This window comes from Streptomyces sp. NPDC024555, assembly GCF_055559335.1.
Genome location: NZ_JBVHKV010000028.1, coordinates 64,726 through 77,993, shown reverse-complemented (window position 1 = coordinate 77,993; position 13,268 = coordinate 64,726). Strand labels below are relative to the sequence as shown.

At 72.9% G+C, this 13,268-nt stretch carries 14 protein-coding genes and 1 riboswitch; of the genes, 6 read left to right on the top strand and 8 right to left on the bottom strand.

What is annotated here, in order from left to right; genetic code table 11:
• The first annotated feature begins 10 nt into the window (after window positions 1-10).
• A complete protein-coding gene (locus ACZ4FH_RS33845) occupies window positions 11-619 on the top strand; it encodes a helix-turn-helix domain-containing protein (RefSeq protein ID WP_383638161.1) in 609 nt (202 codons plus the stop codon).
• 45 nt (window positions 620-664) lie between these two features.
• The gene (locus ACZ4FH_RS33840; protein WP_467309594.1) at window positions 665-841 is read left to right on the top strand and encodes a DUF6126 family protein; all 177 of its coding nucleotides are present in this window, start codon (window positions 665-667) and stop codon (window positions 839-841) included.
• 43 nt (window positions 842-884) lie between these two features.
• On the opposite strand, the gene ACZ4FH_RS33835 is transcribed toward ACZ4FH_RS33840, so the two are convergent.
• Window positions 885-1,697, bottom strand: a complete 813-nt coding sequence (locus tag ACZ4FH_RS33835) for a tyrosine-protein phosphatase (protein WP_467309593.1) — start codon at window positions 1,695-1,697, stop codon at window positions 885-887.
• A gap of 489 nt (window positions 1,698-2,186) precedes the next feature.
• Window positions 2,187-2,342: riboswitch (cyclic di-AMP (ydaO/yuaA leader) on the top strand.
• A 3-nt stretch (window positions 2,343-2,345) separates the two neighbouring features.
• Here ACZ4FH_RS33835 and ACZ4FH_RS33830 point away from each other — a divergent pair.
• The gene (locus ACZ4FH_RS33830) at window positions 2,346-3,290 is read left to right on the top strand and encodes a M23 family metallopeptidase (RefSeq protein WP_467309592.1); all 945 of its coding nucleotides are present in this window, start codon (window positions 2,346-2,348) and stop codon (window positions 3,288-3,290) included.
• 186 nt (window positions 3,291-3,476) lie between these two features.
• Complete coding sequence (locus tag ACZ4FH_RS33825) at window positions 3,477-4,313, top strand: SGNH/GDSL hydrolase family protein (protein ID WP_383638149.1); 837 nt, start codon at window positions 3,477-3,479, stop codon at window positions 4,311-4,313.
• A 15-nt stretch (window positions 4,314-4,328) separates the two neighbouring features.
• Here the strand turns inward: ACZ4FH_RS33825 and ACZ4FH_RS33820 are convergent, their stop codons facing one another.
• The 5 genes from ACZ4FH_RS33820 to ACZ4FH_RS33800 all read right to left on the bottom strand — a co-directional run bounded on the left by ACZ4FH_RS33820 (window position 4,329) and on the right by ACZ4FH_RS33800 (window position 9,612).
• Window positions 4,329-5,243 carry an STM4011 family radical SAM protein gene (locus ACZ4FH_RS33820; RefSeq protein WP_467309591.1) on the bottom strand — a complete coding sequence of 305 codons (915 nt, stop codon included), beginning with the start codon at window positions 5,241-5,243 and terminating at the stop codon, window positions 4,329-4,331.
• A gap of 7 nt (window positions 5,244-5,250) precedes the next feature.
• Entirely contained in the window at window positions 5,251-6,615 is a 1,365-nt protein-coding gene (locus ACZ4FH_RS33815) for an STM4012 family radical SAM protein (RefSeq protein WP_467309590.1), read from the bottom strand.
• Window positions 6,612-7,427, bottom strand: coding sequence for an STM4013/SEN3800 family hydrolase (locus ACZ4FH_RS33810; RefSeq protein ID WP_467309611.1), 816 nt, complete (start codon window positions 7,425-7,427; stop codon window positions 6,612-6,614). The genes ACZ4FH_RS33815 and ACZ4FH_RS33810 overlap by 4 nt, the downstream gene beginning before the upstream one ends.
• Before the next feature lie 37 nt (window positions 7,428-7,464).
• Window positions 7,465-8,583, bottom strand: a complete 1,119-nt coding sequence (locus ACZ4FH_RS33805) for an STM4014 family protein (RefSeq protein ID WP_467309589.1) — start codon at window positions 8,581-8,583, stop codon at window positions 7,465-7,467.
• A gap of 78 nt (window positions 8,584-8,661) precedes the next feature.
• Entirely contained in the window at window positions 8,662-9,612 is a 951-nt protein-coding gene (locus ACZ4FH_RS33800) for an STM4015 family protein (RefSeq protein WP_467309588.1), read from the bottom strand.
• Between the two features lie 174 nt (window positions 9,613-9,786).
• Here ACZ4FH_RS33800 and ACZ4FH_RS33795 point away from each other — a divergent pair, with 174 nt between their 5' ends.
• Both ACZ4FH_RS33795 and ACZ4FH_RS33790 read left to right on the top strand, forming a co-directional pair.
• Window positions 9,787-10,113, top strand: coding sequence for a hypothetical protein (locus ACZ4FH_RS33795; RefSeq protein ID WP_383638134.1), 327 nt, complete (start codon window positions 9,787-9,789; stop codon window positions 10,111-10,113).
• A gap of 65 nt (window positions 10,114-10,178) precedes the next feature.
• Window positions 10,179-11,180 (top strand): DUF6745 domain-containing protein, encoded by a 1,002-nt coding sequence (locus tag ACZ4FH_RS33790; protein WP_467309587.1) that lies wholly within the window; start codon window positions 10,179-10,181, stop codon window positions 11,178-11,180.
• A gap of 50 nt (window positions 11,181-11,230) precedes the next feature.
• On the opposite strand, the gene ACZ4FH_RS33785 is transcribed toward ACZ4FH_RS33790, so the two are convergent.
• Window positions 11,231-11,821: a TetR/AcrR family transcriptional regulator gene (locus tag ACZ4FH_RS33785; RefSeq protein WP_383638128.1), complete on the bottom strand. Its 591-nt coding sequence runs from the start codon at window positions 11,819-11,821 to the stop codon at window positions 11,231-11,233.
• 93 nt (window positions 11,822-11,914) lie between these two features.
• Complete coding sequence (locus tag ACZ4FH_RS33780; protein ID WP_467309586.1) at window positions 11,915-13,123, bottom strand: Glu/Leu/Phe/Val dehydrogenase dimerization domain-containing protein; 1,209 nt, start codon at window positions 13,121-13,123, stop codon at window positions 11,915-11,917.
• Window positions 13,124-13,268 lie beyond the last annotated feature (145 nt).

Below are 13,268 nucleotides of genomic sequence, written 5' to 3'. Positions count from 1 at the left end.
CAATAAGAGTATGAATCCTCCGGAAGGAGGGGTGGCCGACGAGCTGCCCGGGGTCGCGCCCCGCCTGCGCGACCTGCGCCGCAGCCGTGGTCTCACCCTGGAGAGCGCCGCCCAGCGGGCCGGACTCTCGCCCGCCCATCTCTCCCGGCTCGAAACGGGACGGCGCCAGCCCTCGCTGCCGATGCTGCTCGGTCTGGCCAGGATCTACGGTACGACGGTCTCCGAGCTGCTGGGAGAGATGCCCCCGGAACGTGACGCGATCGTCCGCGGCCGGAGGTTCGAAGGTGCCGAGGCCGACGGCTGGACGTACCAGCAGGCGGGCGGCTCCGGCCGGGCGATGCAGGCACTGCGCGTCCTCGTCCCCCACGGGGCCCAGGGCGATCTGGTGCGCGTCCATCCCGGCGAGGAGTGGCTGTACGTCCTGACCGGGCACCTCCGGGTCGTCCTCGGTGAATCCGTGCACGACCTCGCGCCCGGCGACAGCGCGCACTTCGACTCGCTCACCCCGCACCGGATCACGGCCGCGGGCCGCGAGGGTGCCGAACTGCTCTTCGTCCACACCCTGCTGCAGAGCCCCGCCGCCGAGCTGTGTCTCGGCGGCGCCGTCCACCGTCCCTGAGGCACCGCCCGCCACCGGCCCCCGGGCTGGCAGAGAGGAACCGTCATGTCGGATTCCGAGAACTACGACCCGCTCACCCCGACGCGGACCAAGAACTACGACCCGCAGGAGAAGAAGATGCCCCGCGGGCTCGTCATCAGGCTCTTCGCCTATCTGGTGGCCGGGCACGTCATCGCGGGCTTCCTCTATCTGCTCTTCGCCGTGGGGATGCACAACCAGTAGCGGCTCGTGGTGCCCCCGCCGGGCGGGGGCACCACGCCCGCGGTCAGACCCCGTCGAGCAGGCGCTCGCGCAGCCGCTCGCGCGTCGGCGCGGCGAGCTTCAGCCCGTCGGCGAGGTAGCGGTCGGTGCCGCCCCAGGTGGAGTCGATCGTGTCGAAGGCCGCGGCCAGGTAGTCGCGGTGGGCGCCGAAGAGCGGATTGAGCAGTTCCATCACCTCGGGCGAGGTGCCGGCCGGTGAGGTGTCGCTGCGGCGGACCCGGTAGCGGCGGTGGGCGTCGTTGGACTTCAGGTAGTCGGCCTCGATGGCGTCGCGCTCCACGCCGACCGCGAGCAGGGCCACGGCGATCGAGAGCCCGGCCCGGTCCTTGCCCGCCGCGCAGTGCATCAGCGCCGGCACGCTGTCCTCGGCGAGGGCGTGCAGCACGCGGCTGTGCTCGGCCGTGCGGTCCAGGATGGTCCGGCGGTACGAGGCGATCATGCGGTCGGTGCCCTTGCCGTCGGCCAGGATCGACCGCAGCTCGGCCATGTTCCCGTCGCGGACCATCCGCCAGAACTCGGCTCCGTCCGCGGGGTCGCTGAGCGGGATGCTCACATTGCGCACGCCCGGCAGCTCCACGTCCCGTCCGTCGAGCTTGTGGTCGGCGCTGTTGCGGAAGTCGAAGACCGTGTGCAGGCCGAGGCCCGAGAGGAAGGCGGCGTCCTCGGGGGTCGCGTGCGCCAGATGACCGCTGCGGTAGAGCCGTCCGAAACGCACCCGGCGCCCGTCGGCGGCGGGGAGCCCGCCCACGTCCCGGAAGTTGCGGACCCCCGTCAGCTCGGGCTCCGTCGGCGGGGTCTGCGGCAGCTGCTGCGTCACGTTCACTCCTGGAGGCTCGGTCGCCGGCGCGGGTCGCCGGAGCGTTCACTTCCGTGACGATACGACATTGTTTCGTCGGGCAATCATCTCGGCGTCCGCCTTCTTCCGCGCTTGTGGCGGGTGCCCGGAGGTGCCGCGCGGGCCGTATCGGAACGCCGGCCGTACCCGCGGAGTGCCGGTCCGGTACGGGCGGTGGCCATGACATGTCCGATTTGATGTATTTAGTCGAACGTGCCCTGATTGCGCGGGAGATGGCCGGCCCCTCGTGAGCGGGATCATATCCGTGACGGTGTGTGGTGGCGCGGCCGTGGGGTATTCCCCGGCACCTCGCGGAAAGCCAAGATCCGTAATCCACGGAGGGTGACCGGAATTCCGTGCCGGGATTCGGGTGTGGAATCCGCGGCGGAAGCGATGGCTTGTTTCCGCCGTCCCGGCTCGCTTACGTTCCATGTCAATCCGGACGGACCGCCTAATCCTGCCGCCGACCGGAATTCGCACTCACTCACCGCGTGGCAGGAGCGGGGGAACCAGGTAGGCCGCCGTCCGGGAATTCCCGACGGCTAGGGGTGAAGTCGCGCCCGGCGCGACCGGACATCTCCAGTCCGAACCCGACAGCTCACCTCGCAGGCGCCGGAGAGGAAATCCTTCATGCCCATCTCGGGTAAGCACCGCCGTCCCAAGTCCAGCACCATCGCCCGCGGCGTCGTCGTCGCCAGCGCCGGCGGAGCCGTCATCGCGCTCCCGCTGCTCGGCGCCACCGGTGCCAGCGCCGCGGAGCAGACCGCTCCCGCCGCGAAGACGGCCGCCGCCGCGCACGCCACCCCGGCCAAGCCGGTCGCCGCCCACCAGGCCGGCACCACCACCTACTCCGTGGTCTCCGGCGACTACCTCTCGAAGATCGCCGCCGAGCACCACGTCAAGGGCGGCTGGCAGAAGCTGTACCAGGACAACCGCGAGGTCGTCGGCGAGAACCCGAGCCTGATCTTCCCGGGGATGAAGCTGACCCTCGGTGCGAAGAGCTGGGGCCACTCCGCCGGTGCGTCCGCCGCCGCGAAGGCCCCCGCCGCGAAGACCCCGGCCAAGGCCCCGGCCGCCGCCGAGTCCAAGGCCCCCGCGACCACGGCCCCGGCCTCCTCCGGCTCCTCGGACGCCCAGGAGAGCACCGCCCCGGCCACCCAGAGCAACGACTCCGGTTACGTCCACCCGGTCCCGGGCAACCACACCACCGCCTACCGCGCCTCCGGCTCCAACTGGTCCAGCGGCAGCCACACCGGCATCGACTTCCCCGTCTCCACCGGCACCAGCGTGAAGGCCATCACCTCCGGCACCGTCGTCACCGCCGGCTGGGGCGGCGCGTACGGCAACCAGGTCGTCATCAAGCACGCCGACGGCCACTACTCCCAGTACGGCCACATGTCCTCGCTCTCCGTCTCGGCGGGCCAGACCGTGACCGCGGGCCAGCAGGTCGGCCTCTCCGGCTCCACCGGCAACGCCACCGGCCCGCATCTCCACTTCGAGGTCCGCACGGGCCCGGAGTACGGCTCGGACATCGACCCGATCGCCTACCTGGCGTCGCACGGGATCAACGTCTGATTCCCCCGGCAGTACGGGTCCGGTGAACCGGACCCCGGCAATACGGAGAGGGACGGTGCGCGGCGGCGCACCGTCCCTCTGCTTATTCCCCCTTTACCAAAACCTGACCGGGTGGTCTATCTCACCACCCGTCAACCCCTTATTACGGTCGCGTAGGTCACATTCGGCGGTGCAGGATATGCCCTTGTGGCAGACGATTCGAACAACATCAAGCAGGGCGCCGGACGACGACAGGGCGCCATCGAGTCGTACGCGGCGATTGGCGACAGCTTCACCGAGGGCGTCGGCGACCCCGGCCCCGACGGAACCTTCGTCGGCTGGGCGGACCGCTTCGCGGTCCTCCTCGCGGACCAGCTCCCGGACCAGTTCCCGGACCCCGGAACGGCCCACGGGAACTTCCGCTACGCCAATCTCGCCGTACGAGGACGCCTCCTCGACCAGATCGTCGAGGAGCAGGTGCCGCGCGCCAAGGAACTCGCCCCCGACCTGGTGAGCTTCTGTGCCGGCGGCAACGACATCATCCGACCGGGCACCGACCCGGACGACGTGGCCGAGCGCTTCGAGCGCGCGGTCGCCGATCTGACCGGCGCGGTCGGCACCGTCATGGTGACCACCGGCTTCGACACCCGCGGGGTGCCGGTCCTGCGCCATCTGCGCGGCAAGATCGCCACGTACACCGCCCATGTGCGGGCCATCGCCGACCGCTACGACTGCCCGGTGCTCGACCTGTGGTCGCTGCGCTCGGTCCAGGACCGGCGCGCCTGGGACGACGACCGGCTGCACCTCTCGGCCGAGGGACACACCCGCGTCGCCCTGCGCGCCGCCCAGGTCCTCGGCTACGAGGTGCCCGCCGACCCGGACCAGGCCTGGCCGCCGCAGGACCCGCGCGGCACGCTCGAAGTGCGCCGCGACGACATCCACTGGGCGCGCGAATACCTCGTGCCGTGGATCGGCCGGCGGCTGCGCGGCGAATCCTCCGGCGACCACGTCGAGGCCAAGCGCCCCGATCTGCTGCCGCTCTGAGCGGCCCCGCTGTCCTCAGTCGCCCAGGGCCGGCACCCCGGCCGGGGGGACGGGGGACAGCGGCAGCAGCCGGGATGCCACAACCGCCGGTACACGTTCCAGCACCCCGCCCGCGAAGACGTCGTACAGGGGCAGCGTCTCCAGGTGGACGTATCCGATGTGGCAGTCGCAGACCGCCCGCGGACAAGCCCGCGGACGCAGCGCCGCCCGGTAGCTCCCGTCGTACAGATTGCCCAGCTCCGCGCGGACGAAGTGGCAGCGGCGCACCTTACCCTCGCCGTCGACCGAGATCACCGACTCACCCGTCCGGCAGGGCAGCCCGGCCGAGCGGTGCGGATGGCGGCTGTACGGGAACAGCGGGTCGATCTCCGTCCACCGCCCGGCCTCCTCGTCCGTGTAGGTCACGCCCTCGGCGGCGTTGATCCAGAGATAGACCTCCTCGGGCAGCGCCGCGCGCAGCCGCCGGGCCTCGGCCAGATGCCCGTCGAGCCCCACCACCCCCACGCTGTACCGGATCCCCAGGGCCCCCAGCTCCTCGCAGCGGCCCAGGAACCGTTCGTACGGCGTCTGCCCCGGGTGGTACGTGCACCAGAGCGCGATCTTCTCGCGGCCCGCCGCGCCCGCCTCGGCCAGCCAGCGCGTACGGCCGCCGAGGTTGGTCTGGATCGCGACCCGGCGCACCTGCGGCAGCCCGGCCAGCTCGACCATCGCCCGGCGGTACCACGACCGCACCAGCCCCTCGCCCCACGGGGTGAACAGCACCGAGATCCGGTCCCCGGCCTGCTCCGCCACCCATGCGGTGAACCGCTCCAGCGCGGCCCGGTCCGCCCGCAGCTGCTCCCGGCTGTCGCGCCGCTTGGCGAACGGGCAGTACGGACAGTCGTAGTCGCACGAGGCCAGCGGGCCCCGGTACAGGATCGTCAGGTCCACGCCCCGCTCACCTCGTCTCGTACGCGGCCATCGCGGCCCGCACGGCGGGGGAGAACAGCTCCGGGCCCAGCGCGTCCGAATACGCCAGCCCCTCGGCCGTCAGCCGCAGCAGCCCCCGCGCGGGAGCCGCCGGATCCAGCCAGCCCCGCTCCTCGAAGCGGGCCAGCTCCCCGGGGAAGTCCTCGTACGGAGAGCCGCCGAACCGCTCGCGGTACCCCGCCAGGTCCATGCCCTCCGCCTGGAGGACCGACTGGAGGAGATGGCGGCGCCGCGCCTCGTCCCCGTCGGTGTACCGCCCGACCTCGGCCCGGGAGAAGTCCTCGGTGGCCGTGTAGCGGTCGATGATGGACCGCACCTCGCGCATGTCCACCGCGTAGTCGAAGGAGTAGTGCAGCCGCGAGGTGTACGACCGCGCGCCGCAGCCCAGGCCGATCATGCCGTCGGTCTGGCAGGCGTAGTCGTCCGGGCCCTCCGCGCGCGGGGCGTCGCGGCGGCGGAACATCCGCATCGACACCTGCTCGTACCCCCGCTCCAGGAGGTGGTCGCGGCCGGTGCGGTACAGCCGCAGCCGCTGCTCGTCCCAGTCCGGGTCCGGCGCCGTCTCCCCGGCGGCCGCGGCCCTGTCGAGACCGGTCAGGGGGCGGACGTACAGCGGGTAGAGGTACAGCTCCTCGGGGCGCCACCGCAGGGCCGTGTCCAGCGAGCCGAGCCAGCTGCGCTCGGTCTGGCCGTCGATGCCGTAGATCAGGTCGATGTTGAGCACGGGGATGCGGGTGGCGCGGATGAGATCGAGGGCCTGCTCCACGTCGCGGAGGCGCTGGGGGCGCACCGCCGCCCTGGCCTCCTCCTCCACGAAGCTCTGCACCCCGATGCTGATCCGTGTCGTCCCCCGGTCCGCGAGGACGGCCAGCCGGTCGGCCGTCGCCGTCGACGGCGAGGTCTCGACGGACAGCGGGACCGCCCGCAGATCGGCGCCCATCCGCTTCTCCGCGATGTCGCACAGCCGCTCCAGCTCGCCCGCCGTCAGGAACGTCGGCGTCCCGCCGCCGAAGGCGGCGGCGGCGAACCGCACCGGCTCCGCGTCGCCCAGCGCGTCCCGCACCGCCGTCGCCTGCCGGTCCAGTGCGTCGAGATAGCGGGTGGTCAGCTCGCCGGGCGCGCCGATCCGGGTGAAGAGATTGCAGAAACCGCAGCGGACCTCGCAGAACGGTATGTGCGCGTAGAGCGAGAGCGCGTCCTTGCTCTCGTCCGCCCACAGCGTGTCGAGCGCGGGCCGGCCGGCGGGATGCGCGTCGAGGTCGGTGTAGGCCGTCTTGTGCGGATAGGCGTACACGTAGTTCTGGTACGGCCGTGCGGTGGTCTGGCTGGTCATCGTGCGGTGGCTCCCGGTTCCAGGAAGAAGTGCGCGTAGGGAACGGTCCAGACGGACTCGTGGCCGAGCCGGTGGCCGGTGAAGCCGTCGTCGCCGTAGGCCGTGCCGTGGTCGGAGCAGACGATGGCGAACGCGCGGCGCCGGCTGCTCATCGCGGCGAAGAGCCGCCCGATGTGCGCGTCCACGTACTCCAGGGCGGCCGCGTGCGTGGCGCGGCTGTCGCCGTCCTCGGGCGTCGCCCCCGGGAGGTGGAACCAGTTCGGCTGGTGCAGCGCCGCCACGTTGACGAACAGGAACAGCTTCCGGTCGGCCGGCAGCCGGGCGACGACCTGCTCGGCACGGGCCACCTGCGCCTCGAACGAGGTCGGCGAGGCCACCCCGAACTCCGGCTCCCAGTGGGCCTCCTGAAAGAGCCCCGGCAGCACCGAACCGAGCGGCGGTTGTTTGTTGAAGAACCCCACCCCGCCGATGCACACCGTGCGGTAGCCGGCCGCGGCCAGCGCCGAGACCAGATCGGGCGTGTCGAAGACGAAGGTGCCCTCGGCCGTGGTCTCGCTGCCCGCGAACTGGGCGGCGAACAGCCTCGGGTGCGGTCCCGGGGAGGCCGGGGTGGGCAGGAATCCGGCGAAGATCGCCTGGTGGGAGGCGTAGGTGAAGCTTCCCGGGGCGTGCCGCTTCTCCCACACCCCGCCGGGCAGATACCCGGCCAGGTGGGGGATGCGCCCGGCGGCGGCCAGCTCGGCCGCCACGTCGTACCGCAGGGTGTCCAGGGTGACCAGGAGAAGGTCGTGGCTGCCCACGACCTCGCCCATGTCGGGACGGGCGGCGCCGGTGGTGCCGGAAGGTGGTTCAGGACGGTGCGCTGACACGGTGGTTCCTTGTTCGGTCCAGTACGGCGGCGACCTGCGCCGCATAGGTGTCCAGTCCCTCGGCGCCGCTGCCGGGCAGACCCGTCAGCCGGGGCAGCAGATCACCGAAGGCGTTGACCTCGCCGACGGCGAAGCGCCGCCAGCCGGTCGAGGGCAGCAGATCCACGCCGACGCACAGGGTGCCGGGGAAGGCGGCCGCCGCCCGTTCGCAGACGGCCGTCGCCCGCTCCCAGCCGCCGCCCGCCTCGATGCGCTCCCGCGCCTCGTCCAGATCGCCGCGGGCGCCCCCGAGATGGAGATTGGTCATGGGGGAGCGGCTGGTGCGCACCACCGCGTGGGTGGCCCGCCCGTCGACCACCACGACCCGCAGGTCCGCGACCCGGCCGTGCAACGCGGCCTTGGGCAGCCACCGTTCGACATGCAGACCGTCCGGCGCCAGCGCGTCGACCAGCGCCGCGACCTCGCGCTCGGTCGTGCAGTGGCGCACCCGCAGCGAGTTGAAGAGGCGGCCGGCCGCGTCCCGTTCGACCGAGGTGGCCGCCCGCACCCGGCCGGGGCCCGCCGTCTCCAGGGCCAGCACCCCGGAGGCGGAGGAGCCGTGCGCGGGCTTCACGAACACCCTGGGCATCCGGTGGCCCGCCATCAGCGCGCGCAGCCCGTCCCAGTCCCGCACCGGGGCGGCGTCCGGCCCCGAGGTCGGCGAGGCGGGGACGGGCACGCCCGCCGCCTCCAGGACGCCGTGGCACAGCCGCTTGTCGAACAGCACGGCGATGTCCGCCGCACGGTCCAGCAGCCGCGCCCCGGCGTCCGTCGCCGCCCGCTCCACCTCCCGCACGGCGGAGGTGAACCGCGCGTACCAGAGCGCGGAACCCTCCACCCGCGTCGGGTCGTCGACGCCGCGCAGCAGCCGCTCGACCTCGGCGTCCTCCCCGGGCGATTCGACGCGCACGGTCTCGCCGGGCAGGAACTCCGCCCGCCCGGCGAGCACATCGCGCCACGCCACCGTGCGGGCCCGGGGCAGCCCGGCGTCCCGCACGGCGGCCCGGAAGAGGTCCACCCGGCGGCTGCCCGGATTGCCGACCACCGCGAACCGGAGCACGTCAGACCCCTGCCCCGGTACGACGGGACCCGCCGCCCCGGCACCCGGCCGGACCGGGCACGGGCCGCCCGCGCCCGGTCACTCCGACACCGTGACGTACCGGCCGGCCGCCCCGCGGTCGCCCCACGGCTCGCGGCGCTCGGACACGTCCACCCGCACTCCGTGCGGCTCCAGGGCCTCGACGACCCGCCGCTCCATCGGCTCGGTGAGGAAGTGGTGGTGCAGGTCCAGCACATCGAGATGGGTCAGCGGCTGACCCTCCAGCAGCGCCGCCGCGCCCTCGTCGCCGAGCACCCCGCAGGACAGGTCGAGGCCCGTCAACCGCGCCACGACCGGGGCCGAGGCGATCGCCGTGGCGATCTCGTTCTGCACCTCGCTGTTGCGCAGCCCCAGATGGCGCAGGGCGGGGAAGCGCGTCCCGGACAGCAGCGGCGCCAGGTCCGAGACGTTGGCGTCGCCCCCGTAGGCGAAGACCCCGAGCCAGAGGTCCAGACGCTCCAGCGCGGGCAGTTCACTCTCGAGCACCCCGCGCACCACCTCGGCCGGCAGCCCGCCGGTCTCGATGGTCAGCGACTTCAGGCGCCCGTGCTTCGTGGCCGGGAAGACCAGATCGGACCCGCCGCGCACCCCCAGCTCCACCAGCCCGGGGAAGGCGGTGAGCAGCGCGGTCACATCGCTCTGCTGGATCCAGGAGATCTCCGCTTCCTCCTGCACCAGATCGCCGACGAACACCGCCTCCAGCGAGGTCAGCCGGTCCGCCGCCGCGATGACCAGCCCGATCGGGTACGAGGACGTCTCCTCGTACGACTCGCCCCACTGCCCGATGATCAGCGCTCGGACACCGGCCGGGTCCACCTCGTCCAGGAACGCGGTGAACTCCTCCTCCCAGGTCTGCTCGTCCTCGTACGCGTCGACCGAGACGCGCCAGGCCGCGGCGTCGGCGGCCGGCCGCGGCCCGCCCTCCGCACCGGACTGGAAATCGACGGCCGGAAGGCCGAGCAACTCGTTCAGGTGGTCCGCATCGGACATGGCCCTGATCTCCTGATGACGACGTCGGATTGATGTCCGCAAGGTCTATCAAGGACCACTGACAATGCCGCGACCGGGCCCGGCGAACGGCGGCCGCGACCGATTGTCAGACCCCCGCCGTAGCGTTTTCGATGTGGCCGGCACACCGGGTGCCACCATGGAGGGGAGAGGTCTGTGTACCGGCAGGGCGATGTACTGATCATGGCGCTGGAGGAGTCCGCGGTGCCCCCGCACCTTCTGGACGCGCCGGGTGAACTGCGCGACGGGCGCGGCCGGCTGGTCCTCGCGCTCGGTGAGGTCACCGGGCACGCCCACGCGGTGCCGGGGCCGGGCCGGCTGATCCGGGAGGCCGGGGTGTTCGGCCCGATGCTGCTGCATCTCCCCGACGGCGGCCGGGTGGTGCACGAGGAGCACGCGGTGATCACGCTGCCGCAGGGCTGGTTCCGGGTGGTGCGCCAGCGGGAGTACGCGCCGGGGGCGGTGCGCATCGTCGCCGACTGAGCGGCGGAGAGCACATCGGGGACGCACGGATGTCAGTGATTCAGGAACAGGGGACGGGAAGACCGATGCAGTACGTGGACTCATGGCGGGCCGTGGCGGCGGCGACGGGTGCGGCGGACCGGGCGGCGGCCGAGGACGGGGTGCGCCTCGCCTACCGGCTGGCGGGGCTGGCCGAGCCGGAGGAGTTCGTCTGGGCCGATTCGCCCAGGGCCGCCGTCGAGGCGGTGGAGAAGCTGACCGACGCGGGGCGCTCGGTCCGCGACGACGTTCGGACCCGCCCCTGGGCGGAGGAACGCCGCCGGATGTACGACGAACTGGGCCCGGCCGGCTGGTCGGCGCTCTGGTCGGCCACCGGCGCCCAGCTCTGGGAGACCACCGCGGCCCTGGCCGACCGGATACGCGCGGGGGTCGTCGCCGATCTCACGGAGCGCCCCGAGGACGAGACCGATGTCCGCCTCGTGCTGCTCGACGCCGTCCTCGGCCAGCACGACGCGGCCTGGCTCGCCGCGTTCGACGGCAGGGGCGAGCGCCTGGAGGGACTGGCCGCCGTCGCGCGGAACGCCGGATGGTGGTGGCCCTACGAGCGGGCCGTGGTGCTCACCGAACGGCCCGAGGCGCTGCACCGGGACGAGGCGGGCCGCCTGGACCGCGGCGACGGACCGGCCCTGGCCTACCGTGACGGCTTCGCCCTGTACGCCTGGCGGGGCATGCCGGTGCCCGCCGAGTTCCTGGCCGAACTGTCCGCGCTGACGCCCGCACGGATCCGCGAGGAGGAGAACGCGGAGCTGCGCCGCGTGATGCTGGAGTTCTACGGCTACGACCGCTATCTCGCCGAGTCCGGTGCCGAGCCGGTCCACCGCGACGAGACCGGGGTGCTCTGGCGGATCTCCCTCGTCGGCGACGAGGACGTGGCGATGGTCGAGGTCGTCAACTCCACACCCGAGCCCGACGGGACGTCCCGCACCTACTGGCTGCGGGTGCCCCCGAGGACCCGCACCGCGAAGGAGGGAGTGGCGTGGACCTTCGGTCTCCGGGGCGAGGACTACACGCCCCTGCGCCAGACCTGAGGAGGACCCGGCCGGGCGGGGGAGACGGGAACCGGGGAGGGGAGTCGCCGTCAGGCCGTCAGGGCGGCGTGGTCGATGCCCAGTTCCCGGGCGAGCGCCTCCTCGGCCCACTCCAGCATGGTGGCGCGGGACAGCGGACCGGCGTACGAGGTCATCTGCACCGCCAGACCGTCCAGCAGCGCGGTCAGCTTCCAGGCCACCGACATCGGGTCGTCGCAGTGGAACTCGCCCGCTGCCGCGCCCTCCTCGATGACCTCGGCCAGCTCCGCCTTCCACTGCTGGTCGAGATCGCCCGCCACATTGCGCAGCGCCGGATCGCGCAACGAGGCGGCCCAGCCCTCGATCCACAGCCGCCAGCCCTTGGCCTGTCCCGTCGGCGCGTACCAGCGCACGGCGGCGCGCAGCCGGCGGACGGCGGTGGTGCGCCGGCTCAGCAGTCTGCGCAGATGGGCCAGATCGGCCTCGGCGGCGTGCGCGAAGGCGGCGGCGACCAGCTTCTCCTTGGTGGAGAAGTGGTACAGGACGAGGGCGTTGCTCACACCGAGCACCGAGGCCACATCGGCGATGCGCACCGCGGCGACACCCCGTACCTCGATCTGCTCGACGGCGGCGCGCAGCAGTTCCTCGCGTCGCTCCGCCACTCCCAACCGCACTCTCGCCACTCCGTCACCCTAACGAATTCCGGTGCCGGGGGCGGGCGGGGGCGTCCGGGCGCCGGGCGGTGCGGGTCCGGTTCAGCGGTACCAGCCGTAGCGGCCGGCGATCACCGGGAGCCGGTCGGCCACCACGGCGTGCGCCGCTGCGCGCGGGGTGCAGCGGTCCCGTGCGGCGCGCTCCAGGACCAGTCCGACCAGGTCCCGCATGGCACGCCGCACGTGTGCGAACGCCTTCTCGGCGTCGGCGTCGACGTCCCCGAACAGGGTCCACCACCACCAGGCGTTGGTGCAGGAGTTGACCACGACGTCGGGCAGGACGGTGATCCCCCGCGCGGTGAGCTGTTCCTCCGCCTCCGGCAGGACCGGCATATTGGCGGCCTCCACGACCCAACGGGCCCTGACGGCGGCCTGGTTGGTCAGGTCGATGGCGTAGGAGACCGCGGCCGGCACCAGGACGTCCGCGTCGGTGTCCAGCCAGGCGTCGGCGGGCAGTTCCCGGTCGTCGGGGCGCAGGGCACCGCGGTCCACGGTGCCGTGGGCGTCCCGGGCGGCCAGCAGCGTCTCGACGTCGAGCCCGTCCGGATGGGCGAGGGTGCCCTTCACATCGGCGACGGCCACCACGCGCAGCCCGGCCCGGGACAGGAAGCGGGCGGTCGCCCCGCCCATCGTGCCGAAGCCCTGGAGCGCCACCCGTGCGTCGGTGTGCGCGATCCCGGCGCCGTCCAGCGCGGCGAGCACCGACTCGGCGACCCCGCAGCCGCCGACCAGTTCGTCGAGGCCGATGCCGTCCACCTCGACGGCGAAGGCGTCGGCCAGCCGCTTGCGGGCGGCGGCCTCGTCGTCGAGGAGCGGGTAGACCGCCTGGACGGTGGAGACCAGCCCGGCCTCGGCGGCGGCCCGGTCGACCAGGTCCTGGGTCAGCCCCAGGTCCTCACCGGTCGTCCAGACCTGCTCGACGTAGGGCCGGACCGCGCGCAGATAGCGGACCAGGATGCCGTACGCGGCGGGGTCGCGGGGGTCGCAGTCGATGCCTCCCTTGGCGCCGCCGAGGGGTATGTAGCGGGCATCCGGGCGGTCCGCGTCGAAGTGCAGGGCCTCCTTCATGGTCATGCCCCGCGCCAGCCCCGCCACCTCCTCCAGCGTGCAGCCGGCCCGCATCCGCAGCCCTCCGCTGGACACCCCGCGCACCAGCCGGTCGACGACCAGGTGCCCCTGGCGGCCGGTGATGTGGTCCGTCCAGGTCAGCGAGATCAGTGGGGCGGGAGGGGATGCCGGGGGTGTGGTCATCGGTGGGGGCTCCTCGGTCACGGCGAGCGGGCCGGGCCCGGGGGCGGCGCCATGGTCCAAGGGGTGCGGACCCACCGCCCCCGATGTCCGGCCGACGTACTTCTACTGAATCGCCAGTCAGTATCAGGAGGCGGGGCCGCACTGT

Bases quoted from the DNA above. Each gene is read 5' to 3' on its own strand.
- ACZ4FH_RS33845 (WP_383638161.1), top strand. From the start codon at position 11: ATGAATCCTCCGGAAGGAGGGGTGGCCGACGAGCTGCCCGGGGTCGCG.
- ACZ4FH_RS33840 (WP_467309594.1), top strand. From the start codon at position 665: ATGTCGGATTCCGAGAACTACGACCCGCTCACCCCGACGCGGACCAAG.
- ACZ4FH_RS33830 (WP_467309592.1), top strand. From the start codon at position 2,346: ATGCCCATCTCGGGTAAGCACCGCCGTCCCAAGTCCAGCACCATCGCC.
- ACZ4FH_RS33815 (WP_467309590.1), bottom strand. From the start codon at position 6,615: ATGACCAGCCAGACCACCGCACGGCCGTACCAGAACTACGTGTACGCC.
- ACZ4FH_RS33810 (WP_467309611.1), bottom strand. From the start codon at position 7,427: ATGGGCGAGGTCGTGGGCAGCCACGACCTTCTCCTGGTCACCCTGGAC.
- ACZ4FH_RS33800 (WP_467309588.1), bottom strand. From the start codon at position 9,612: ATGTCCGATGCGGACCACCTGAACGAGTTGCTCGGCCTTCCGGCCGTC.
- ACZ4FH_RS33790 (WP_467309587.1), top strand. From the start codon at position 10,179: ATGCAGTACGTGGACTCATGGCGGGCCGTGGCGGCGGCGACGGGTGCG.
- ACZ4FH_RS33780 (WP_467309586.1), bottom strand. From the start codon at position 13,123: ATGACCACACCCCCGGCATCCCCTCCCGCCCCACTGATCTCGCTGACC.